This window comes from Candidatus Zixiibacteriota bacterium, assembly GCA_018820315.1.
Classification (GTDB): domain Bacteria; phylum Zixibacteria; class MSB-5A5; order JAABVY01; family JAHJOQ01; genus JAHJOQ01.
The window spans coordinates 1-21,449 of the sequence record JAHJOQ010000066.1 but is presented as its reverse complement, the minus strand read 5'-3'; the positions used below and the strand labels follow the sequence as shown (position 1 = coordinate 21,449).

The following is a 21,449-nucleotide window of genomic DNA, read 5'->3' as shown; positions in this document are numbered from 1 at the left end:
TTTTCCACTCGACTTTCCAAATTACTTACATTACTATTCCTCATGAGCGTGTCCTCCTGCTCGGATAAACCCGAGTTCTCTTGTTTACTATTAAGAGGATACGCTCATTCTATTCTATCCACAACTTTTGAATATATCTCATACTACCATAGCGCTTCTCTATCCCGAGAGGAGGCCGTTTTTCCAGGAGGGTGCCGATGTGTTCAGGACACTCTTCAATTCATTCTACACCAGAACAGTGAGCGATCCCGAGTATGCACGGACCATCGATTGGATGAAGGTGGCTACGGTACGATCGCTGCGCTTGACGGTAATATTCGACTGACAGCAGCCTCTCCAGATTCTTAACGTGGTAAATTCGTATGCACGTTAGTGTTATCCACATATGTTGTTCGGACGGAACGACATCAGAAATTTCCATTGTAAAAATAATTCAAGGAATTCGGAACATTTTGCTTGACTTATGTGTCTAAACTGACGATATAGTCGGAAATGATGAATCAGTCGGTTATAAGGGATCGGTCGGTAGTGATGGATTGGTCGGTTTTATGGTAAAGAAAGACGCAAAATCGGGACAAACGCGTCAGCAGAAACGGGTTAGCAAGACCAGGCAGAAGCTGGTTGATGCTGCCAGTGCAATATTTGCTGAGAAGGGTCTCGATTTGACTCGAATTGATGATATCACTGAGCGGGCTGATGTCGGCAAAGGCACGTTCTACTATCACTTCGGCACGAAGGAGCGTCTTGTGCGCGCGATGATAAAAAGCACCCTTGGAGAACTCGATGAAGCCATCGACAGGAAGTGTACCGGCATCACGGACCTTACTGAACTCCTTGATTCATTGATAGATGCTCACATGTTGTTCTTCAGCAATCGTTGGGAAGATTTCGTGCTCTACTATCAGGGCAGAGCTGACCTGATGTTGCAGGAAGGTTATTCCGGAATAGAGACACCTTTTTTTGAATATCTGGAACGAATAGAATCTCTAATTGGCTCCGCGATCCAGCATCGCGTTCCCAAGCCGGCGCTCCGAAGAATCGCTTTCGCGATAGCCGGTTTCCTCTCGGGATACTATTCATTTGCTGCCATCTCTTCAGAAGAGGAGAATATAGACGAAACATTTCGTGGTTTGCGAGGTGCGATGGTAGCTGGCCTTGCCCGATTCATAACGGAGACGACATCTCGGGCAATGGTAGCTACAGGTAGCGATCAGAGTAGTTGATTACCCTTTTCAATTGAATAGGCAACTCAGTTGCCAAAACCTTCAACGTTCTATTAGGGGAGAACAAAGGTGAAAACAAAATGCCTTGTTAATGAGGCGGTGGATCAGGCTGTATGGGGAATTGCATCGAGCATAGATATCTATGATTGCAATCCCGACACCATCCGCGATGCTGAGAAGATCAAGCAGTTCGTAGCCGAGCTTTGCGATCTCATACAAATGAAGCGGTTCGGTGAGACTCTGGTTGTGCATTTCGGGGAGGACGAGCGCGTGTCGGGATACTCGATGGTGCAGCTGATAGAGACTTCTCTGATATCGGCTCATTTTGCAAATCAGACGAACACGACGTATCTCGATGTGTTCAGTTGCAAGGCGTACGACAGAGATGTAGTAGCTGAATTCGCGAGGAAGTTCTTCGGCGGAACTTATTGCATCACTCATACGAATCTCAGGAAGTAACCCATGTTAGAGATACGCTCCTATTCCGGTTACGACGACTGCAAACGCTTGTGGAATGCCGTGATGCCGCAGACATCGATCTGGGACTTCTGGGATGTTCGGGAATGCTTTGACCGGAACTACAACAGGCAACGGCTTTTCATTGCTGCGGAAGAGGATGGACGAGTCAGGGGCCTGCTTCCGCTTAGTTGGATTGAGGAAGATCAGACGTACGGATACTTTCCCGGAGAGACCTGGGACGGGAAGACATGGATTGAGCAGAACAGGATCTATGCGGAGAATGAGAGCATTCTTGAAGCTCTCTTTGCGGGGTGTCCCGGAAGTTATCACCTTCGCTACCTGAATAGCATAGATACGCTGCATGAGTGGCAGATGGATGTCGATGAGGTCGGGTATCTGTTTCTTCCGCCCCAGCACGATTTCAAGATCGAGAACTACTATAGCCAGTTCTCGAGCAAATCGTTCCGGCGGATCAGTCAGACCATCTCCGATCTCGAAGCGAAGGGTGCCCAATTCCGTTACGATAATCTGTCTGATGTCGATGTGCTGATGAGCATGAATCTCAATCGCTTCGAAGAGCGCTCCTACTTTCATGATATCCGCTTCAGGGAGAGCTTCCGGGAGATGGTAGCCCTGCTTCACGAACGAGGCTGGCTGAGGATCACGACTGTAGTAATTGATGAGAAGCCGGCGGCCGTGGATGTCGGTTGCATATTCAATGGTGCCTATGTTCTCGTGGCCGGCGGTACCGATGCCGACTACCCCGGAGTGGCAAAGCTCATCAACATGCATCACATGCAATGGGCCTGCCGGCAGCGCTTTGAGCAAGTTGACTTTCTCTGCGGCGAGTTTTCATGGAAACCGATGTTCCACCTGAGTCCTCGCCCATTGTATGCGCTATGCGGTACTGCTCCGATTCAGGTCAGCAGACGTGCAGAAACGCGAAAGGTAGGTTATGCCGGATAGGCGGATAGTAGTCGTCGGGACCACTCCCGACTATGTGTCGATTATCCGGCACAGGTTTCCGCAACGGGCTATCTTCCTGAACGACTCTGCGAGCGTGCACTGGGTCGGCAGGGAGCAATTCGTCGTCGACGAGGTGCAAAGCGATCTGTCTGATCGTGATGGTGCTCTCGTTGAGCTGAAGACGTACCTCGCCGCAAATGGCATGATTGCATCAGGCATAGCTTGCTTTGATTGCGAATCTCTCAGTCTTGCGGCATACCTTGCGGAGAAGCTTGATCTGCCATACCCGTCGACTCATGCTGTGGCTGTCTGCCGCAACAAGTACGAAACGCACAAGGCTTGGTATGAAGCCGGTCTGCTCTGCCCCAGAGCAGCTCTTGTTTCGAGTGAATCTGAAGCAGTCGATTTTCATGAATCAACCGGTTATCCATCTGTAATCAAGCCTCTCACCGGCAGCGGAAGCGAGCTGGTTCTGAAATGCGATGAGAGTAGCGACTGCAGCAGTGCATTCTCACTTATGCGCGAGCGACTCGCTGAACACTCCGACAGACGTATGTATTCTGATTCCAGTCCGGAGCAGATATCGCCGGGACCGCGAAGGGCATTCATGATCGAGGAGTACATACGTGGAGATGAATACAGTTGTGATTTTGTGATCGATGGTGACTCAATCCATCTCATTCGAATAGCAAGGAAAATTATTTCACCGGATCAGATTTTCGGGACAACAACAGGTTACGTTATACCTGCGGATATCCCCGGCGGAATTGACTGCGCCGGGTTTCTCGATCAGTTGCACACTGCGGCTCAAGCAACAGGCTTGGCCAGGTCAATCTGCATGCTGGATTTCATCGTCCGCGACGGTGAAGTCGTTCTGATTGAACTCTCACCGAGGCCCGGTGGAGACTGTCTGCCGGAGCTTCTTCTTGCGAGTGGAGGGTTCGATATAATAGGATTCGCTCTTGATTTTGCCGAAGGCAAGCAGGTAGCATTTCCTGACTCGGCAACATGGACTCCTCTGGTCGGCCTGAGATTAATCGCCGACAGGAACGGGACTATCGCTGAACTGGACCATTACTCGATCCTGCAGGACAATAGGGTATTGGAGTGCGGCTTCAAGCACGGCATAGGCCACAGGGTCTGCCTGCCGCCTGATGATTACGACTCTCGTATTCTCGGACATGTGATTTTCAGGCCCCGAAGCCTCAACAGCGTGGCATGCGAATGCGGCGAAATAGCCGCCAAACTAACCGTGAAAATGGAAGAAGAGCAATGGAAAACACCGAAAGCATCCTGAAGCAAGCCTCGGAAGTTATCACCAGGCGGACTCCGGAACTGCAAACAACCGAGCTCAAATCATTCGTCAGGAAGTTCACGAGCAGAAGCGATGAGTTTCTATCGCTCTGCAAGTCGCACGGTTCGCCGCTGTATGCCTTCGAGAAGGAGAGATTCCTCGAACGTGCCGAACAACTGACTTCAGCATTCCGGGGAGTGCTTCCCGATGTCCGATTCTTCTATGCCGTCAAAAGCAACAACTATCCCGGCGTCGTGCAGGCGGCCCTCACTGCGGGACTCGGTCTTGATGTTTCTAGTGGCAGCGAACTGGAGCTTGCGGTTTCCTGCGGGAGCAATAGTATAATATTCAGCGGCCCGGGCAAAACCGACGAAGAGCTCAGCCTTGCGGTGAAATATCAGCAGCGCGTCACAGTCCTCATTGACAGTTTCGGTGAACTCGACCGGCTCAACAGAGTTGCCACAGCAGCCAACGTGAGAATCCTCGCTGGCGTTCGTGTCACTTCACAAGAGCACGGACTCTGGCGCAAATTCGGAATCCCCCTGTCAGAACTGAAGAAGTACATTCTCAGGGCGAAAGGCTGTGAACATGTGGCATTCGCCGGACTTCAATTTCACACAAGTTGGAATCTGACACCCGAAAAACAGGTTAGTTTCATGTCGCGCCTCGGAGATTGCCTGAGCAAGCTTGATCAGCGGCACTTGTCGAGTATCAAATTCATAGACATCGGCGGTGGCTACTGGCCTGCCCAGGGTGAGTGGTTGCAGGAACCAGGCACTCCCGAGGGACATCTGAGGCAAGCGATCGACTCCGACGCATGGCCTTCTAATAATCGTCATTACAGGCTGTCGAGCACTCCGATTGAGGAATTCGCCGCCCAGATCGGAAGCTCTGTGCGCGCAGACATCTTCCCCCATGTGCAGTGCGCCATCTATACCGAACCGGGAAGGTGGCTCTGCAATGACACAATGCACATTCTGCTGACCGTTGTAGATAAGAAAGCGGACGATATTGTGATTACCGATGGCGGAACAAATGCTATCGGATGGGAAAGATTCGAAACCGACTACTTCCCCGTCATCAATCTGACCCGGCCATCGCTTGAAGAGAAGCAATGCGCAGTCTATGGCTCTCTCTGCACTCCTCACGACATCTGGGGATACTCCTACTTCGGCGACGGAATTGAGCGAGGCGATGTCTTGATGATTCCGACACAGGGAGCTTACACATACAGCCTCAGACAGAAATTCATCAAGCCGCTACCCAAAGTCGTCAACGTCGACTCAGAAACGGTTATCCGGGCGGATAAGATCGAAGACGGATATAAGTTGGAGAGGAAATAAGCAAGACTGTTTGATTTCACAAAATCTCCCCAATCCTCCCTTAGCCAATTACCGGCGAGGAATCGCACGTGTATGTGCGCGGTTAAACCTCGATACTCAAGTTGACTTATTCTCTGCGCAGATTAGCTTAGCTGCGGGAGCGCATTGTTATGCTGACTGCAGTACCGGGTGACATACATACGCCTCAAACGCATCGCGGTTGCAGTCTCCATCACTCGGTCCAATTCCTTTCTCAATGACAAGCACATGCTCTGTTCCACCGACGATCTCCTGTTGATCTTGCTGCTCGATAGAAATCTGCCCTTCATTCAGAGATCCTAATCGGTTTTAACTTGCATTTGAGCTCTCCGGCCGTCATTTTTCGTAGATGGCTAATCATCACGTGCTCAGGAGTGAGTCATGGTCAAACACATAAAGAAATTCTCGAAGAAGATCGGCCTCAAGCCGGGGTCCGTAGTCCACATAGGCGAGAGGAAGATTGAGACAGTCAAGATCAGCGTTATAGACTACGACCAGACGAACCACAAGACGCTTGAGCTCAAGACCATCGAGGAATGCTTTCAGTATAAAGACACATCATCTTTTACATGGATTGACATATGTGGCCTGCACGATGTTGAGCTGATCGCCAAGCTCGGCCAGCATTTCGGATTGCATGATCTGATTCTCGAGGATATCGCTAACACCGGGCAGCGCCCGAAGATTGAAGAAGCTGACAACCATATTTTCATTGTTTTGAAGATGTTGTACCATGACACCAAGAGTGGAGAGCTTGTCTCAGAGCAGGTAAGTCTTGTATTCGGGGCCAACTATCTGATATCGTTTCAGGAAAGGGAAGGCGATGTTTTTGATCATGTGAGAAAGAGGATCGAAAAGACTGTCCCGAGAGTCAGATTCCTCGGAACGGATTATCTCGCATACGCGCTGATGGATGCTGTCATCGATCACTATTTTATCGTGTTGGAAAACGATGGAGAGAAAATCGAAGCTCTTGAAGAGGATCTTGTCACGAACCCGAAGCGGGAGGACATCGAGACAATCCATGAGATGAAGAGGGAATTGCTTGGGATGAGGCGGCGCGTCTGGCCTCTCCGGGAAGTTGTCGGCGGTCTTGAAAGATCGGAATCGTCGTTGATTCATGACTATACGAAACCGTACGTTCGCGATTTATACGAACATGTCGTACAGGTCATCGATACCGTCGAGACATTTCGCGATATGGTATCGGGGCTTCTGGATATATACCTGTCAAGCATCAGCAATCGCATGAATGAAGTCATGAAAGTCCTGACGATCATTGCCACTATTTTCATTCCGCTCGGTTTCCTGGCCGGGATTTATGGCATGAACTTCGATACATCGGTCAGTCCCTTTAACATGCCGGAGCTTGGCCTGAAATACGGTTACCTGCTATTCTGGCTGGTTGCGCTCGCAGTTGGAGGAGGACTTGTCATGTATTTCAGAAAAAGGAAATGGCTGTAGATCATCTGGGCAATATAGTCACTCATTGACATGGGAGATATGATATGGCTGATATATGGCAGAATGCTGTCAACTGGCTGAGTGAGCGAGGACTAAGTGTCGCAATAATTACGCTGCTCACAATCATTTCACTGATTATGACCAGAGTGATTATGAATCATATGATCTCAGTCTACAAGGGTCGACATGATGACCGGGAGTTACATAAGCGGGCGGAGACTTTGGGGGCTATGTGTAAGTATATTCTCGGCATTTCGATTCTATTCATGGCTGCGATGCTGCTGCTCGATCAATTCGGCATTAAACTGGGACCTCTGTTGGCAGCAGCCGGGGTGATTGGCATTGCTGTTGGCTTCGGCGCACAGCATCTGGTGCAAGATGTCACGAATGGATTCTTCATCATGCTTGACGATGAGATTCGGGTCGGAGATGTCGTGGAAGTGGCCGGAAAATGGGGCACGGTGGAGAGAGTCAATCTGAGGCAGACAGTCTTGCGCAATATCGATGGGAATGTCCATTTCATACCGAACAGCCAGATAGGTGTTGTTACCAACATGAGCAAGGTCTACTCTTACTGCCTGATGCATATCGGCGTTGCATACCGCGAAGACCTTGACGAAATCTTCGAGGTTATGGAACTGGTGGCTGAGAAGCTTAGGAAAGATGAACAATTCAGTAAGTTGATTCTGGAGCCTATCGACATAATGGGCCTTGATGATTTTGGCGATTCCGCCCTTGTAGTGAAAGCTCGCATCAAAGTGCAGCCATCGAGACAGTTCAAAGTGAAGCGGGAATTTTTTCGACGCCTCAAGGCTGCATTCGACGAACGTAATATTGAGATACCATTCCCGCACAGGACTGTATATATGGGCCAGGACAAGGCAGGCAAGGCTCCCTCTCTTCACGTCTCGGTAAAGGACAAGTCAGAGAGCGAATCGGGGTGCGAATCATGAAGGCGCTTCCACGCCTCAGTCCCGGTCGAATCTTGGGTAAGAACTATGAGGTTGTCGAATTCCTCGGCAATGGCTGGGAGGGGGAAGTCTACAAAATCGAAGAACGCAGCACCGGTATTCCTCGAGCGGCCAAGATTTTCTATGACCGGCCGCGGGTCAGCGACAGCAGCCTGCGCAGATATGCGCGGAAGATGTTCAAACTCAGGTCCTGCGATATCGTGACCCAATACCACCACAGAGATACAGTCCGGATGAGTGGAAAGTCGGTCGACGTGATGATATCGGATTTCGTCGAAGGCATAATGCTGTCCACGTTTCTCGGACAACAGAGAGGGAAGAGGCTGTCATCATTCGAAGCTCTTCATGTGTTGTATGCCGTGGTATCCGGTATAGAACAGATTCACGCATTGGGGGAGTATCACGGCGACATCCACTCGGACAACATCATGATCAACAGGCAAGGCATCGGATTCGAGATCCATCTGCTCGACTTCTTTGATCTCGGCAGGCCGTCCAGACAGAAGGTTCAGGCTGATGTCTACGATCTTGTCTCGTTGCTGTACGAAATGATAGGGGACAAGGCGGGCTATACCAGGACCGGCTCCGAGATTCGTCAAATCGTGCTTGGCAGAAAGCACACGCTTATCCGCGAACGATTCAGGACATCCGGCGATCTGCGATCCGCGCTGGAAAACCTGAACTGGTAGCGAATCATCACACAACTGCACAGTATGAAAATGCAGATTCTACGACCCTGTCCCGGAGTGAGTAGTAGAGCATTCGCCTCTATCAGAGGCTTTCGGGCGTGTTATTGTCTTTGTTGTGTGCATCAATCGAAGATTGGTTGTCCGGCTTGGACAGGAACTTCTTCATCAATGCTTGTTTCGTCTTGGCTGATACCTCGAACGGTATCATCGGGCTCACGCGGATAGGGCAGTCTTCTTCTTCGACATTGGCGTGCGCCCTTTCCCATATACCATCTACCGCTCGTGAGACATTGCGGTAGATATTGTTCTCACCGATTTTTGCAACGAGTCCGGTTCTATTGAGCACATCGAGAACATTGTCATTGAAACCGCTGATCGAGAACTGCAGTCCCTGACCATGCAGTCGATCAATAAGTACCGACAGGGCATCGACACCTGAAGCATCGATCTCATTCATTCCGTTGCCTACTATAAGCACATGATTGAGTTTGGGCATGCTGCGCACGGCATCAAGCACCTGGCTGTCAAGATAGTCGACATTGGAGAAGATGAGCGAACCGGCATACCTGATGACGGCCACATATGGGCACTGTTTCAAGCCAAACCGTCTGCGATTCCTGTATGTGCCGTCTGGATGCAACGATAGCATTGCAATAGCCGGTTTCATGTTCCGTACCAGATAGAGCAGGAGTGACAGGACCACTCCAACCATGATTCCCCGGTCGAGATGAGGAGCGAATGTCAGCGTGAAGATGAATGTCGTGACACCGATGGCGCCATCGTACTTCTGAGCACGCCAGGCGTGGATAAAGGATTTTACATTGATCAGTCCGACCACCGCCATCATGATGATCGCTGCAAGCACCGATTGCGGCAGATGATAGAGAAGCGGCGTGAAGAACAGCAGCACAATCACCACGACCAGACTGCTGACAGCATTGGATACTCCTGTTACTGCGCCTGCCTGAATGTTGACGGCAGACCTGGAGAATGATCCGGAGACGGCATAACTCTGGCTGAATGATCCTATTATATTTGCCAGTCCTTGTCCCATCAGTTCCTGATTGGCATTGAGTCTCTGTCCGGTTCTTGCAGCCATCGCTTTGGCAATCGATATCGCCTCCATGAATCCCAGCAGAGAGATGACCACGGCTATTGGGAGAAGATCGAAAGCCACTGAGAAATCAATTCTGGGAGCCTTGAAGTCGGGAAGTCCCTGCGGTATCGTTCCGACTACCGCGCCGCCGCCTGCAAGGGTAATCTTGTTGAGATCTAGTCGGCCATTACTAATCCTGAAACGCCAGCAGCTCCCATCAGCACCGCGCGAAGACGATTCTTCCGACCTTTCCAGATAGATCGTGCGCCCGAGCGAGTCGGTATTTTCCTCCAGAAGACACCGTCTGAGCCACCCGCGCTCAGCAGCGATTTGCCCTTTTGCCTGTGCGATTTCTGCATCGAGGATTGCTATCTGATGTTCAATGTCGAGAACCTCTAAGTCTATCTCATCTCTTGATCGAAGAAGATCATCATGCTTTGTGCGACGCGCGACGCGCTCCGCAGTCTTTGTCTCAAGCATGGAAGTGCTGCCATTGAATTCATCCAGAACACTTCGGACTCGAGTCGAGGCGATCTGATCCAGTGATATCGAAGCGGAATGCTCGAACCCGGTTGACCATGAGACTAATGTTGTGATCAGTACCGCGACGAGTACATTCGGGAGACGCGGCACGAATCTCCGCATTACGTACATGATCGCGAAAGCGAGAACCGCCAGGGCGAGTGTGGGCCAGTGTGTGTAGAACAGAGCTTCGCGGAACACATTGTAGATCGTCTCATAATGATGCTCCGCGCTGTCCACCGTTACTCCGAATAATTTCGATAATTGAGAGGTCGCGATGATCAGTGCGGCAGCATTTGTGAAACCGCTTACGACCGGATGCGACAGAAAATTGACTACTAAACCGAGTTTGAATGCTCCGAGCAGGAACTGGAATATCCCAACAAAGAGCGCAAGCATGATAGCATAAGCTATGAATGACTCGCTGCCGGCGGTTGCAAGCGGTTCGAGAGCGGTCGCTGTCATGAGCGACACGACGGCCACAGGGCCGGTAGCGAGCTGTCTGCTCGACCCGAAGAGAGCTGCAACAACAGGCGGAAGGAAAGCGGCATAGAGTCCATAGTAGGCAGGCAGGCCCGCCAGTTGTGCGTATGCCATCGATTGAGGGATCAGCACAAGCGCGACAGTCATGCCGCCGATTACATCCCGACGTGCGTCACCGCCTGTGTAGTTTTCGAACCAACTGAGAAAGGGAAATATCCTGCTGATCAACTTCAACATCAAATCCGTACCTGCCGTCTATATCTAAAGAGCCACAGTCATGACTTGAATGACTTCCAGTTCTGATAGGTTTGTCAGCATTGTCCGGGAATGCCCATTGTATCTGAAACGCAGCTACATCCGTACATAAATTCTGCCCTGGACGAGCACCAAAGGAAACCTTAGAGTTCCCAAGGCCTAATCACCAGCCCCTGCGCTTCGTGATTTCGTCAATCATCTCGTTAAGTCTCTCCTCGGTGAGGGTAGACTTGCGAGACTTTGCGACATTGATCTTGTCCACCAGAGTATCAATACGCACCGGCTTCTCGAGAAATTCGAAAGCTCCCTCCTTCACCGCCTCCACTCCCTGAGTGACGGTTGCTCTGCCGGTTAGAATGATAACCTGAAGATCGGCATTGATGGCCAGCATTCGCTTGAGAGTTTCTATGCCATCCATTCCCGGCATGGCAAGATCCAGGACCACCGCATCGTACGGTTTAGACTCGACCAATTCCAGTGCTCTGTCCCCGCTGAATGCAACGTCGGCCGTCAATCCACGATTCGTCATTCTTTCGGCCAGTGCATTGGCGAAGTCTTCCTCGTCATCAACAATCAACACTTGCGTCTTTGGCATGACGTCATCTACTCCAGAAATAACTCACATTATCCATACCAGCATCTATCCATTTCACAGACCTTGATCCTATATCCTCTGCGGAAATCTGAGTCTAATGTCAAGATGTCCTTCGGTGCACGACTCTTCGATTTCTGCAGAGAGATGCCGGGTCAGCACCTTTATATCGATATCCTCAGAGACCCTCTTATCATTCTCCTGACTCTGAGCGGAGACCTCAATAAGAGCAGACTCATCAGCTTCTGATAGGCGGACTTCAATCACCGTGTCCGGCATTGCAACGTCGAGTATTCGACATATGACAACGAAATACATCTGGGCGAAGTGAAAAGGACTCGTGACAATTGTGACATCGTCATCCGGCAATGAAGCCTGCAATCCAACTTTGCGCAGTCCGGTCAGCCTCTGAGCCAACACCGTAACATTCTCGACAAGCACTTTGACATCACATGCACCGATGCCATGATCGCTCATGTGGGCAAACGCGTTGAGTCGATCGATAAGCCGAGAACCTCGTTCAATCTGCTTTGTGATTTTGTCGGAGACCAGTCGCAGCTTATCCGAAAGGGCCTCGGGATCTGTAGTCCCGAATTCGATCAAATCTTCGATGAGACCATTCACTTGATCAATAGTACCGAGCACATTGTTCAATTCATGCGTAACCGAAGCCGTGATCTTCCCGCAGAAAGCAAGGCTTTGATAACAGCCCTTCTCGTCAGAGTCCGCGCTTTCGTTGTCAGCTTTCATGAGCTGCAATTGCCTCTTTGATTTTCGTAATCAGCAGTGAGATGTCTACCGGCTTGAGCAGGAAATCGTATGCACCGTCCGGCTTGCGGTATTCACCCTGCTCGACCGAACCGTGCCCCGTGACCATCAATGCAGGTAATCCGGGGTACGACAGATTCACTGTATTCAGAAGGTCATCTCCCGACATACCGGGTAGTTTCATGTCGATAACGATTACGTCGAAGTCGGTATCCCGGAGCATCTTAAGAGCGGATTTTCCGTCGATCGCATAAGCAGCCGAAATCCCCCTGAACTCCAACCGTTCTGCCAGAGTAGAAACCAACTCCTCCTCATCATCTACCAGCAGGACTCTGATATTACTCATGTTGGCTCTCCTCAGACAACTTTTTCCAATGGCAAGTTAACGGTAATTTTGGTGCCCTGTCCCACGGCGCTCGCTACCTCGATCAGACCTCCGAGCTTCTCTATGATATCTCGAGTGATAGAGAGCCCAAGGCCGGTGCCGGCTTCTCCTTTGGTCGAGAAGAAAGGCTCGAAGATGCTTTTCAGATCGTCTTCAGCGATTCCGTGGCCATCGTCTGATATCGTTACCGTAACCTCATTTGTGTTCGGCTGGCTGATCCTGATATCTATCTTGCCGCCGTCTTCAACCGCAGCATAGGCATTGCTAATTATGTTGAGGAACACCTGCTGCAACTGACCTCGATCACTCTCTATGTGCTGAACATCGTCATCGACTAAGACATCAATCGTGATACTGCGATGCGAGGCTTCAGTCCTCTGAAATTCAAGGACATCTTTAATGAGTATCCCCAAATCAATACGTTCCTTGGTGACTTCCATCCTTCTGCCGAAACCGAGAAGACGACGGGTGACTCTGCTGCAGCGCTCGACCGATGTCCCGATGGAATCGACCACAGTCAGGATTTTTTCCTTGTGTGGGAAATCGGGATAGTTCATTGCCATATCTTTTATCAGGCCTGCCTTCTCGTTAATAATCGCGAGCGGATTGTTGATTTCATGTGCTACACCGGCAGCAAGCCGTCCCAGGGTTGCCATCTTGTTCGTGTATTCGATGTTGTGGAACACCTTCGCGCGGCGGGCATCCGATTCACGCAAATGATTCACAATTCCCCTGGATCGCAGGGAGACAGCGACGAGAATGCCTGCGACGCTGATCATCAGAAACCAGATAACATCGGACCGACGGTACAGCCAGTGTTGGAGCGCCGGCTGACGGCGCGTGGCTGCAACGAGTACGAATGGAGTGCCTTCAACATACGCAAAACCGGTGGCCAATTCCAAACCACCTGTCTGCGAATATTCGCTGATTGATTCTCGCTCACGGACGTGCGGAGGAATCGTCAGATCGAGGCTGTCGAGTACATTGCCGAAAAAAGCTGATACTGTCTGAAGTATGCCGCGACTGTTGACGACGAACGCATCGGAGTTCTCATCGAGGTCAAGCGCGTAGATCTGCCGCATGAGCAACTCGGTATCGATCGTCGCCCTCAGGATGTAGAAGTCGCTCTCAGTGGCTTCACGTGCGATGGCGATAACGAAGTGAGGAAGATTTCGATATCCCATGAACACATCGCTCACATAGACACCCCGTAGCGATACTTCGTGAAACCACGATTGCTCTTTGTAATTAGCTCCCTGCAGTTCGTATGGTCCGGCGTAAAATGCCTGATTCCCGTCGCTGTCGATAATGCCGAGATCTACAAAATCGCCGAATGACTCTCTAAGATCCCGGAGAATCGCCATCAAGCGCGCCTCGTCGCTCAATTCTTCTCTGGTGCGTCCTCTGGCGATCAGCGATAGAACCGCCCTGCGTTCCTCAATTGCGAATTGCAGGCCTCGCTTAGCATTGGAGAGAAGCCGTGAAATCGTATAGCGGCTTTCAGCACGATAGGCTGACGTGTCCTGTCTGTAGTTGATGCCTGCCATAATGACGAGCGGTATCAAAGCTGCAAGAAATGGAATCAGAATCAGATTGCGTTGAAGTGCGCGGTATCGAGGAAGACGCGTCTGGGTGGCCGACGACTGCGTGTGCAGTGATTTAGGCTCCAGTTCAGCCATAGTATAGCTGCTCCAATTGCGAGGCGCTCAAGAATGACTTAGATCTAAGGCTCCGTCTACTGCCCGCGTTTACGATGTGCATATGCTTCCTTCATTATCTGCGCCAAATCGTTAACATTTACTGGTTTGCGCAGATAGGCGAATGCGCCGAGCTCCTCCGCCGCTGACTTCTCATTGTCAGTGCCGTGCCCCGTCAGAATGATCACTTCTATTGAAGGATTGGTTCGCTTGATGCGTCTGAGTGTTTCGATGCCGTCAATCCCGGGCATTCTGAGATCGAGCACTATCACATCCGGAATCTCGACTTCAATCCGTTCCAATGCCTGCTCACCATCGTAGGCTATCGCTGATTCCAGGTTCCGCGTCTTCAACCGCTCGGACAAAGTCTCGACAAACTCCACTTCATCATCGACGAGTAGAATCTTGGGGGGGACATCAATGTCCTCCCATGGATTTACTACGGTTGTGCTGAATTTCGTCCCGAGCTTGGTCGTAACGTCGGTAACTCCGGGAACCGACAAAGCGATTCGCTTCAGTTTCTCCTCGAGGCGCTTCATGAGAAGGACCTGCTGGTTGATACCGATGACCACATGACCATTCTCGGCAAAGACATCAACCATCTGGCCATCCTCGGCCATGGCAACTTTGACAGTAGAGCCAAGCAGGAAATCTGCCGCGGCTGCTTTGGACCAATCGGTTGTCCTGATTGCATCAGATCGCGCCTGATCTGCTATCATCCGAACAGCTTCGTCGAGGGAAAGCTTGTCCACGGGAATAACCATGTCGAACAGACTCTTGTCATAGGCCTGCTTGTTGTGAAAGAGGGCGGAACACCCGGATAGCATCTGATCAAACTCTTTGATCCTCTTGACCGCATCCGAATCTGACAGTCCGTCTTCTGCCACCGCTTGGCTGACTCGATAATGCTGGTCCGCGATTATGCAGACCCTCAGGACATGCGCGATATTGCTCGGCACCAGATAGACAAAACAACCGCCGATAACCAACTCGTCATTCTGTATCATCTCCCCCAGAGTGGCTTCAATGTATGCGAGCAGCTTGTAGCGACCTCGATCCTGACGACCTGCCGCGGCACCCGATTCTGCCAGGATGGCATGCAATTTGTCGGCGCTAACGTTGTATCGCCGCGAAGTCTCTTCCAGCAGCTCCCGATCGACGTGCCTGTATCCGAGTTGCTTGCAGAGTTCTGCGGTTATTCTGTCTCCGTTACAGTAGGATCCGCTTACAATACTTATGATTGCCATGATTCTTTCCGTGTGCTCAGTTCTACATTTGCGTAAGCATACTAATATGTCGGCTTAATAAAGGCAAGTGGGAATTGCTCGCTATAATACAATGCAGGGGAGAGAGTGTCTTTGGTCTATTAAAGCAGATATGTTTTATCTGACATCAGTTGTGGCAGAGTGCTGTTTGCAAGGGGTAAGATCGATTATGGTGAGCGCAGTGCCTGTGCCTCTGCGCTGTTTCCTGTAGCACTCACAGGAGCACAGCTCCTGTGAGTGCTTGAGAGGAGCTTACAGAGGGTTAGACATATTTGATTTACTGATACCGAGGCTCCGTAGAAGAAAGCTCTTGACAATGTCTAAAATAAGACATTATCTTATCCCTGTGGAGAAAGCTATCTCGATACTGCGCCAGTGTGATATTCAACCGACTCCGCAGAGGATCGCGGTTGTTGAGTATGTGCTGAAAAGCAAAGCCCATCCCTCCGCGGACGATGTGCTTAAGTTTGCGAGAAAGAAGTGTCCGACTGTATCACGAGCCACGGTCTACAACACACTCAATCTGCTGGTAGAGAGAGGACTTCTGAGAACGCAACTGTTGAAGGAAGGTACGGTTGTATTCGATCCAAATATCGAGAGCCATCACCATTTTATGGATGAGGAGACGGGTGTCATCTATGATATCCCTTGGAATTCGATATCTGTGTCAGGAGAGGAAAAGCTCAGGGAATTCGAGGTTCATGAATATCAGGTTATCATGCGCGGTAAGCTGAGGAAGAAGAGATAGTTATTTTGTCGTGAGTTTGTGGCATATTCATACATAGATCAGGTCTTATTCCAGCAACTTTGATTATGATTGGTATGTTCTGTAGATTAATGAAACAAGGAGGTAATAATGGTCAAGAAGAAGAAGCAATTGACGACTGCTGCCGGCATTCCTGTCGGCGATAATCAGAATGCGATGACAGCCGGGCCGCACGGACCGCTATTGGTTCAGGACTGGCAGTTGTTCGAGAAACATGCGCATTTCAATCGGGAGCGAATACCGGAGCGGGTTGTGCATGCCAAAGGTTCGGGTGCTTACGGCACCCTAACTGTCACCAAGGATATAACGAAGTACACGAAAGCGAGCATTTTCTCGAAGGTCGGGAAGAAGACTGAGTGCTTCCTGCGGTTTTCGACAGTTGCCGGCGAGCGAGGAGCGGCGGATGCCGAACGTGATGTGCGCGGATTTGCACTGAAATTTTATACCGATGAGGGAAACTGGGATTTGGTGGGGAATAACACCCCCGTGTTCTTCATCAGAGATCCGTACAAATTTCCTGACTTCATCCATACTCAGAAGAGGGATCCGAAGTCCAACTTGAGGAGTAACACCGCGCAGTGGGACTTCTGGTCGCAATCACCTGAGAGCATGCACCAGGTTACAATCCTCTTTTCCGACAGGGGACTTCCGCGCAGCTACCGCCACGTAAACGGGTACGGAAGCCACACATACAGTTTCATCAATAGCAATAACGAGCGATTCTGGGTTAAATTCCATTTCAAAACCGCGCAAGGCATCGAGTGCATGACTGGCCAGGAGTCGGATGCGATCATCGCCAAGGACAGGGAGAGTCATCAGAGAGACCTGTTCGAGGCTATTCAGAAGAAAGATTTCCCGAAATGGAATTTCAAGATTCAGGTGATGACTGAGAAGCAGGCAGAGGAGACCTCCTATAATCCGTTCGATCTAACCAAAGTGTGGCCGCACGGTGAATTTCCGCTCATCGATGTTGGCGTACTCGAACTCAATCGCAATCCTGAGAACTACTTCGCAGAGGTTGAGCAATCAGCGTTTTCGCCTGCCAATGTTGTTCCGGGAATCGGACAGAGCCCTGACAAGATGCTCCAGTTCCGGATCATCTCGTATGCTGATGCCCATCGCTATCGCCTCGGCGTAAATTATGAGAGTCTTCCGGTAAATCGTCCCCGGATCGAGGTAAACACGTATTATCGCGATGGTCAAATGCGCTTCGATGGCAATTACAGAGGCGATGTGAATTATGAACCGAACAGCTTTGCCGGCCCGACCGAAGATTCTCGTTTCAAGGAGCCGCCGCTGAAGATTTCGGGCGATGCGGACAGATACAACCATCGGGACGGAAATGACGACTACACTCAGGCCGGGAATCTCTATCGATTAATGCCGAAGTCTGAGCGTCAGCGCCTGCACAAGGCTATTGCCGGCGCTATGGCCGGAGTGCCTAAGAAGATCATTGAGCGGCAGTTGAAGCATTTCGAGAAGGCTGATCCTGCCTATGCCAAGGGAGTGAAAACAGCGCTGGGAGGAGATCGCGATTAACCTCATAATAATCAGTTGAGGGTCCGGTTGATCTGAGCGTGAATTTAGTTATCAGTCATAGATCCGATCCTTGATTCAGGATGTTAGTGGCGCAAGTCAATGAGGAGGTATGCTATGCCGGATGAACCTGCTGGATGTGCAATGCCGACCGGAACCGTGATCGGTGATACTGCACCGAAGGGTTCTGAAGCCTGCCCGGCCGGATGGGAACCGGGACAACCGACTCTCAAGCCGGGTCCCGATTTGGTTGGAAATGTCTGAAAAGTGTGGCAACCTGAATAACGTAATCACATAGAGCTGACTTTTATACCAGAAGGCGCTCAGAAATGAGCGCATTTTGTGTGGCCTTCAGCAGAATTCGGCGCGGATGTTGGCTCTCAGAAAGTCTGCAAGGCCTCATTCTCATCTGCGGTTCTTGTGGATATATAGAAAGCTGCTATGCGTGAGCAGTGAGGGGGAAGATAAATTTGCTGTTCTCAAGTGGAAAATTGCCGTAGAGATGCGTGCCGTTGCCTTCAACCTTCACATACTCAATCTCATCCAATCCAAGCTTGTCCATCATGAACATGAATTCGACTGCGCTGTCACTTTCGTCGCAAATGCAGGGATATAATTCCGAGAATACGGGAACGTGCGTACCGACAATATCGAATATTGTCAGCACTCCATTCTTGCGCTCATACAGAACCAGAATATCCAGATCGGCGATATAGTAGATGAAGTCTTTGAGAAAGTACAGGCACCAGAACATAAACAGTTTCTCGTTGGTTACACCCAGGACATTGGAGACAGGTTCGCGATTGGAAGCTATGCGATAGATCATATCGAGATTGTCTGTTGTGGAAACATCAAGCTTGACAGCCCCCGGTCGAGCAGTCATACCTGTCAGAGCGAGACGTGCCTTATGCTCATTGACCTGTCGAAAGCCGCATCTCTTGTAGAACGGAAATGCTTCTTCATCAGCGAACAGAAAGAAGAAATCGTGATTATCTTCAGCCCATTCCATGGCTCTCTTAGACAACTCGAGATTGAGCCCCTTGCGCCGATATTCGGGAAGGGTCCCAACTGCCGAGACTTGAGCGACAAGACTCCGCTTTCCGTCGATCGTCATGTCCATCGAATATATGCATACACTGGAGACTATGCGATTGCCTTCGAAGAAAGAAAATGGTCGGTATTTGCGATCCCAGTAGCCCTTCTCATCCCAGAGAGTCAAGTCGAGTCTGTGAATCTGATTTATGAAATTGATCAACTCTTTCTTGAGTTCGGGACTGTCCCAGTAGTCTTCTCTGAATGTGAGGGCCATTGATCGCTCCAGCTTCGAACCGCCCGCGAGGGCGAATTGCAGACGTGTCGACTGTTCAATTCAATGCCCTATGGTAACCATTGCTCGCCACATCTGCAATCGACATCTGGCGCTGGAAGATCAATGCGTGTCAGGTAACCTGGCGCTGATCACCGGTGCGCATCAATGAGTCGACAGCCGACATCAGTTCCAGCGGATCATATGGCTTGGTGATATACTTGTCAACTCCTTCATCATATGCCCTACTGAAGTCCAGTTCCGACGTCTTCGCAGTAAGAAAAATAATCGGGATTGCGCTTGTTCGGATAGACTCACGGAGTCGTCGTGCGACCACATGACCATCACCAGCCGGCATGCCGATATCCAGGATAATCAGGTCGAGTGTCTCTCGCATGGCCACGTTTGTCGCCTGCATTCCATCCATAGCTGTCAGAACATCATACCCTTCTGCACGCAGACGCATGCTGACGGCTCTAACAAGCTCAGGTTCATCGTCCACTACGAGTATCTTACCCTTACTCATAATCTTTACCTCGTGTTATGTGATACATTCGCCAGTCATTTCTCTCGTTGATACCCCTATCTGAATCGGACGTAAGAGCAGCGATTCTGTCTTTTCGATTAGCTGATTTGCCGTAAAAGGCTTTCGCAGACCGTCATCAGCACCTAATTCCAGCATCTCAGTGAGGTGACTCTCGTCATCGGCCACTATCAGAACTCGCGCAGACTTAGCCGGATGGTCGTTCCTAAGCAAATTGATCACTTCACCTCTGTTGTTGTCAGACTGATCAATATCGAGGATTACCAGGTTCGGTTCCAATTTACAGAGTTTGGCACACGCGCCCAATTTATCTTGCGTCAATTCCACGATGAGGGTCATGCCACATCGCGTCATGGCGTCTGTCACCGTTTGTACAACCTCAAGGTCATCGTCGACTATCAGAACGCTTTTGCCAAAGGTCTTTCTATTGATCGGTCGCAGATTTGAGATGGCAGTCTCAAGCCAGGCAATGTCTTCGACGTCGGGTTCGATTTTCAGAGATGTCAACGATACTGAGATTCCAGTTTCCAGAGAATTAAGTATGGACATTAGCACTCTTACTATCAGAGCCTGGCCCCTTCCACGCTCGGTTTCGCAGAGGATCGCCAGCAGCCCGTCTGATGAAACAGTACAAATGGCATCATTTTCACGCCTCATGCTGCTGCGAGCTATATTGGCAGCTAACAATAGCTCCGACTCAACGAATCTTTGCGTGGAAACTGATTGAATGCTTGAGTGCTCACTTCGCAGTTTGACAACTGCCATCGAGAGTGCGTGGTTCGACGCCCTGCAGCCCCGGAGCCTGTCTGCGATCAGAGCCTTTACAGCCTCTCTTTCATCGAAGATCGGAATCGTAAACCAGAAGGTGGTGCCACTGCCGGGTTCGCCTTCAACAGCAATCGAACCATCGTGCAGCTCCACGATGCTCTTAGCAATCGTCAAACCGAGACCGCTGCCGCCGCAGCCTGGGCCATTCCGTTCTTCGATCTGTATGAATTGATCGAAAATTCGGTCTCGATGCTCTTCAGGAATCCCGGGACCATCGTCGGACACCGATATTTTAACGGATCCGTCTTCTGAATGCGCTCGCAGCGTGATTCGTCCCCCCAAAGGCGTGTACTTGGTGGCATTGCCGATAAGATTTACCAGCACTTGTGTAATCTTGTTCCTATCACACAGGACGGGAGACAGCTCGGGAGACAGGTCCACCTCAAGACTCTGAGATTTTAATGCAATCGCGGGTTGAAAATCTCTGGCGCAGTTGTGTAGAAGCTCGCCTATGTCACAACGATTCCGAAAAACCCGGATTCGACCCGATCGTATTTTCTGAAGATCGAGAACGTCATTTATCAAAGCTCCGAGACGGTCTGTGTTGCCAAGGATGGTATTAACACACTCCAGTTGATCACCAGTCAATTGGCCGGCTATCCCGTCGCGCAGGATTCCTGCGAACTGCCCAATGATTGTCAGGGGAGTACGAAGTTCATGAGAAGCGGTAGATAGAAACTCCGATTTCAGAGCATCAAGTTCTTGCAGTTTGCGATTTGCTTCCATTAGAGCGCCCTCTGCTCGCTTGTGCTGGCTGATATCCCTCGCCACTCCTACGACGAAGTGGTTCCCTCCGTTTCCATATTCAGCCAGCGAGAGCTCCATGGTGAAAGTCTCTCCATTGCTGCGTTCTCCCGGAATTTCACACAGCGCACCGACAGCCTCGTCCGGTGTTCCGGTCTCGAAAAGGCTTCTCACATAACTAGTGTCCCGTCAACCACATAATGTAGGATACAATCTCTTTAGTTTAATCCTGGCA

Annotated in this window: 18 protein-coding genes and 2 pseudogenes; 11 read left to right on the top strand and 9 right to left on the bottom strand. The window is 50.4% G+C overall.

The features are described 5' to 3' along the window. Positions 1-548 precede the first annotated feature (548 nt). The 8 genes and pseudogenes from KKH67_06310 to KKH67_06275 all read left to right on the top strand — a co-directional run bounded on the left by KKH67_06310 (position 549) and on the right by KKH67_06275 (position 8,427). Positions 549-1,223 (top strand): TetR/AcrR family transcriptional regulator, encoded by a 675-nt coding sequence (locus tag KKH67_06310; GenBank protein ID MBU1318796.1) that lies wholly within the window; start codon positions 549-551, stop codon positions 1,221-1,223. A 69-nt stretch (positions 1,224-1,292) separates the two neighbouring features. After that, positions 1,293-1,682 (top strand): S-adenosylmethionine decarboxylase, encoded by a 390-nt coding sequence (locus KKH67_06305; protein ID MBU1318795.1) that lies wholly within the window; start codon positions 1,293-1,295, stop codon positions 1,680-1,682. Positions 1,683-1,685: 3 nt separating this feature from the next. Continuing rightward, positions 1,686-2,648: a GNAT family N-acetyltransferase gene (locus tag KKH67_06300; protein MBU1318794.1), complete on the top strand. Its 963-nt coding sequence runs from the start codon at positions 1,686-1,688 to the stop codon at positions 2,646-2,648. Further along, the gene (locus KKH67_06295) at positions 2,638-3,945 is read left to right on the top strand and encodes an ATP-grasp domain-containing protein (protein MBU1318793.1); all 1,308 of its coding nucleotides are present in this window, start codon (positions 2,638-2,640) and stop codon (positions 3,943-3,945) included. Before KKH67_06300 ends, KKH67_06295 begins: the two co-directional genes overlap by 11 nt. Next, the gene (locus tag KKH67_06290) at positions 3,921-5,285 is read left to right on the top strand and encodes an alanine racemase (GenBank protein MBU1318792.1); all 1,365 of its coding nucleotides are present in this window, start codon (positions 3,921-3,923) and stop codon (positions 5,283-5,285) included. Before KKH67_06295 ends, KKH67_06290 begins: the two co-directional genes overlap by 25 nt. A gap of 399 nt (positions 5,286-5,684) precedes the next feature. After that, positions 5,685-6,767: a magnesium/cobalt transporter CorA gene (gene corA, locus KKH67_06285; protein ID MBU1318791.1), complete on the top strand. Its 1,083-nt coding sequence runs from the start codon at positions 5,685-5,687 to the stop codon at positions 6,765-6,767. Next, a pseudogene (locus KKH67_06280) lies at positions 6,758-7,720 on the top strand (mechanosensitive ion channel family protein). The gene corA and the pseudogene KKH67_06280 overlap by 10 nt, the downstream one beginning before the upstream one ends. Beyond that, the gene (locus KKH67_06275; protein ID MBU1318790.1) at positions 7,717-8,427 is read left to right on the top strand and encodes a protein kinase; all 711 of its coding nucleotides are present in this window, start codon (positions 7,717-7,719) and stop codon (positions 8,425-8,427) included. The pseudogene KKH67_06280 and the gene KKH67_06275 overlap by 4 nt, the downstream one beginning before the upstream one ends. A gap of 82 nt (positions 8,428-8,509) precedes the next feature. On the opposite strand, the gene KKH67_06270 is transcribed toward KKH67_06275, so the two are convergent. The 6 genes from KKH67_06270 to KKH67_06245 all read right to left on the bottom strand — a co-directional run bounded on the left by KKH67_06270 (position 8,510) and on the right by KKH67_06245 (position 15,472). Next, positions 8,510-10,756, bottom strand: coding sequence for an STAS domain-containing protein (locus KKH67_06270; GenBank protein ID MBU1318789.1), 2,247 nt, complete (start codon positions 10,754-10,756; stop codon positions 8,510-8,512). Positions 10,757-10,946: 190 nt separating this feature from the next. Continuing rightward, positions 10,947-11,378 (bottom strand): response regulator, encoded by a 432-nt coding sequence (locus tag KKH67_06265; GenBank protein MBU1318788.1) that lies wholly within the window; start codon positions 11,376-11,378, stop codon positions 10,947-10,949. 69 nt (positions 11,379-11,447) lie between these two features. Further along, positions 11,448-12,125 (bottom strand): hypothetical protein, encoded by a 678-nt coding sequence (locus KKH67_06260; GenBank protein ID MBU1318787.1) that lies wholly within the window; start codon positions 12,123-12,125, stop codon positions 11,448-11,450. Then, the gene (locus tag KKH67_06255) at positions 12,115-12,480 is read right to left on the bottom strand and encodes a response regulator (protein ID MBU1318786.1); all 366 of its coding nucleotides are present in this window, start codon (positions 12,478-12,480) and stop codon (positions 12,115-12,117) included. The genes KKH67_06260 and KKH67_06255 overlap by 11 nt, the downstream gene beginning before the upstream one ends. Before the next feature lie 20 nt (positions 12,481-12,500). Continuing rightward, positions 12,501-14,207, bottom strand: a complete 1,707-nt coding sequence (locus KKH67_06250) for an ATP-binding protein (GenBank protein ID MBU1318785.1) — start codon at positions 14,205-14,207, stop codon at positions 12,501-12,503. Positions 14,208-14,263: 56 nt separating this feature from the next. Then, positions 14,264-15,472, bottom strand: a complete 1,209-nt coding sequence (locus KKH67_06245) for a response regulator (protein ID MBU1318784.1) — start codon at positions 15,470-15,472, stop codon at positions 14,264-14,266. Positions 15,473-15,806: 334 nt separating this feature from the next. On the opposite strand from KKH67_06245, the gene KKH67_06240 reads away from it, so the two are divergent. From KKH67_06240 to KKH67_06230, 3 genes and pseudogenes are all read left to right on the top strand, one after another. Further along, the gene (locus tag KKH67_06240) at positions 15,807-16,238 is read left to right on the top strand and encodes a transcriptional repressor (protein MBU1318783.1); all 432 of its coding nucleotides are present in this window, start codon (positions 15,807-15,809) and stop codon (positions 16,236-16,238) included. Positions 16,239-16,346: 108 nt separating this feature from the next. Then, the gene (locus tag KKH67_06235; GenBank protein MBU1318782.1) at positions 16,347-17,795 is read left to right on the top strand and encodes a catalase; all 1,449 of its coding nucleotides are present in this window, start codon (positions 16,347-16,349) and stop codon (positions 17,793-17,795) included. Between the two features lie 180 nt (positions 17,796-17,975). Continuing rightward, positions 17,976-18,056: pseudogene (locus KKH67_06230) on the top strand (alkyl hydroperoxide reductase). A gap of 175 nt (positions 18,057-18,231) precedes the next feature. Here the strand turns inward: KKH67_06230 and KKH67_06225 are convergent. The 3 genes from KKH67_06225 to KKH67_06215 form a co-directional block, all read right to left on the bottom strand. After that, entirely contained in the window at positions 18,232-19,101 is an 870-nt protein-coding gene (locus tag KKH67_06225; protein MBU1318781.1) for a GNAT family N-acetyltransferase, read from the bottom strand. Between the two features lie 130 nt (positions 19,102-19,231). Further along, positions 19,232-19,624, bottom strand: coding sequence for a response regulator (locus KKH67_06220; protein ID MBU1318780.1), 393 nt, complete (start codon positions 19,622-19,624; stop codon positions 19,232-19,234). Between the two features lie 15 nt (positions 19,625-19,639). Then, entirely contained in the window at positions 19,640-21,388 is a 1,749-nt protein-coding gene (locus KKH67_06215; GenBank protein MBU1318779.1) for a response regulator, read from the bottom strand. Between the last annotated feature and the right edge of the window lie 61 nt (positions 21,389-21,449).

Excerpts from the sequence above, each read along its gene's own strand:
- KKH67_06310 (MBU1318796.1), top strand. The coding sequence starts at position 549 with ATGGTAAAGAAAGACGCAAAATCGGGACAAACGCGTCAGCAGAAACGG.
- KKH67_06300 (MBU1318794.1), top strand. The coding sequence starts at position 1,686 with ATGTTAGAGATACGCTCCTATTCCGGTTACGACGACTGCAAACGCTTG.
- KKH67_06295 (MBU1318793.1), top strand. The coding sequence starts at position 2,638 with ATGCCGGATAGGCGGATAGTAGTCGTCGGGACCACTCCCGACTATGTG.
- KKH67_06290 (MBU1318792.1), top strand. The coding sequence starts at position 3,921 with ATGGAAAACACCGAAAGCATCCTGAAGCAAGCCTCGGAAGTTATCACC.
- corA (MBU1318791.1), top strand. The coding sequence starts at position 5,685 with ATGGTCAAACACATAAAGAAATTCTCGAAGAAGATCGGCCTCAAGCCG.
- KKH67_06275 (MBU1318790.1), top strand. The coding sequence starts at position 7,717 with ATGAAGGCGCTTCCACGCCTCAGTCCCGGTCGAATCTTGGGTAAGAAC.
- KKH67_06265 (MBU1318788.1), bottom strand. The coding sequence starts at position 11,378 with ATGCCAAAGACGCAAGTGTTGATTGTTGATGACGAGGAAGACTTCGCC.
- KKH67_06260 (MBU1318787.1), bottom strand. The coding sequence starts at position 12,125 with ATGAAAGCTGACAACGAAAGCGCGGACTCTGACGAGAAGGGCTGTTAT.
- KKH67_06250 (MBU1318785.1), bottom strand. The coding sequence starts at position 14,207 with ATGGCTGAACTGGAGCCTAAATCACTGCACACGCAGTCGTCGGCCACC.
- KKH67_06245 (MBU1318784.1), bottom strand. The coding sequence starts at position 15,472 with ATGGCAATCATAAGTATTGTAAGCGGATCCTACTGTAACGGAGACAGA.
- KKH67_06240 (MBU1318783.1), top strand. The coding sequence starts at position 15,807 with ATGTCTAAAATAAGACATTATCTTATCCCTGTGGAGAAAGCTATCTCG.
- KKH67_06235 (MBU1318782.1), top strand. The coding sequence starts at position 16,347 with ATGGTCAAGAAGAAGAAGCAATTGACGACTGCTGCCGGCATTCCTGTC.
- KKH67_06225 (MBU1318781.1), bottom strand. The coding sequence starts at position 19,101 with ATGGCCCTCACATTCAGAGAAGACTACTGGGACAGTCCCGAACTCAAG.
- KKH67_06220 (MBU1318780.1), bottom strand. The coding sequence starts at position 19,624 with ATGAGTAAGGGTAAGATACTCGTAGTGGACGATGAACCTGAGCTTGTT.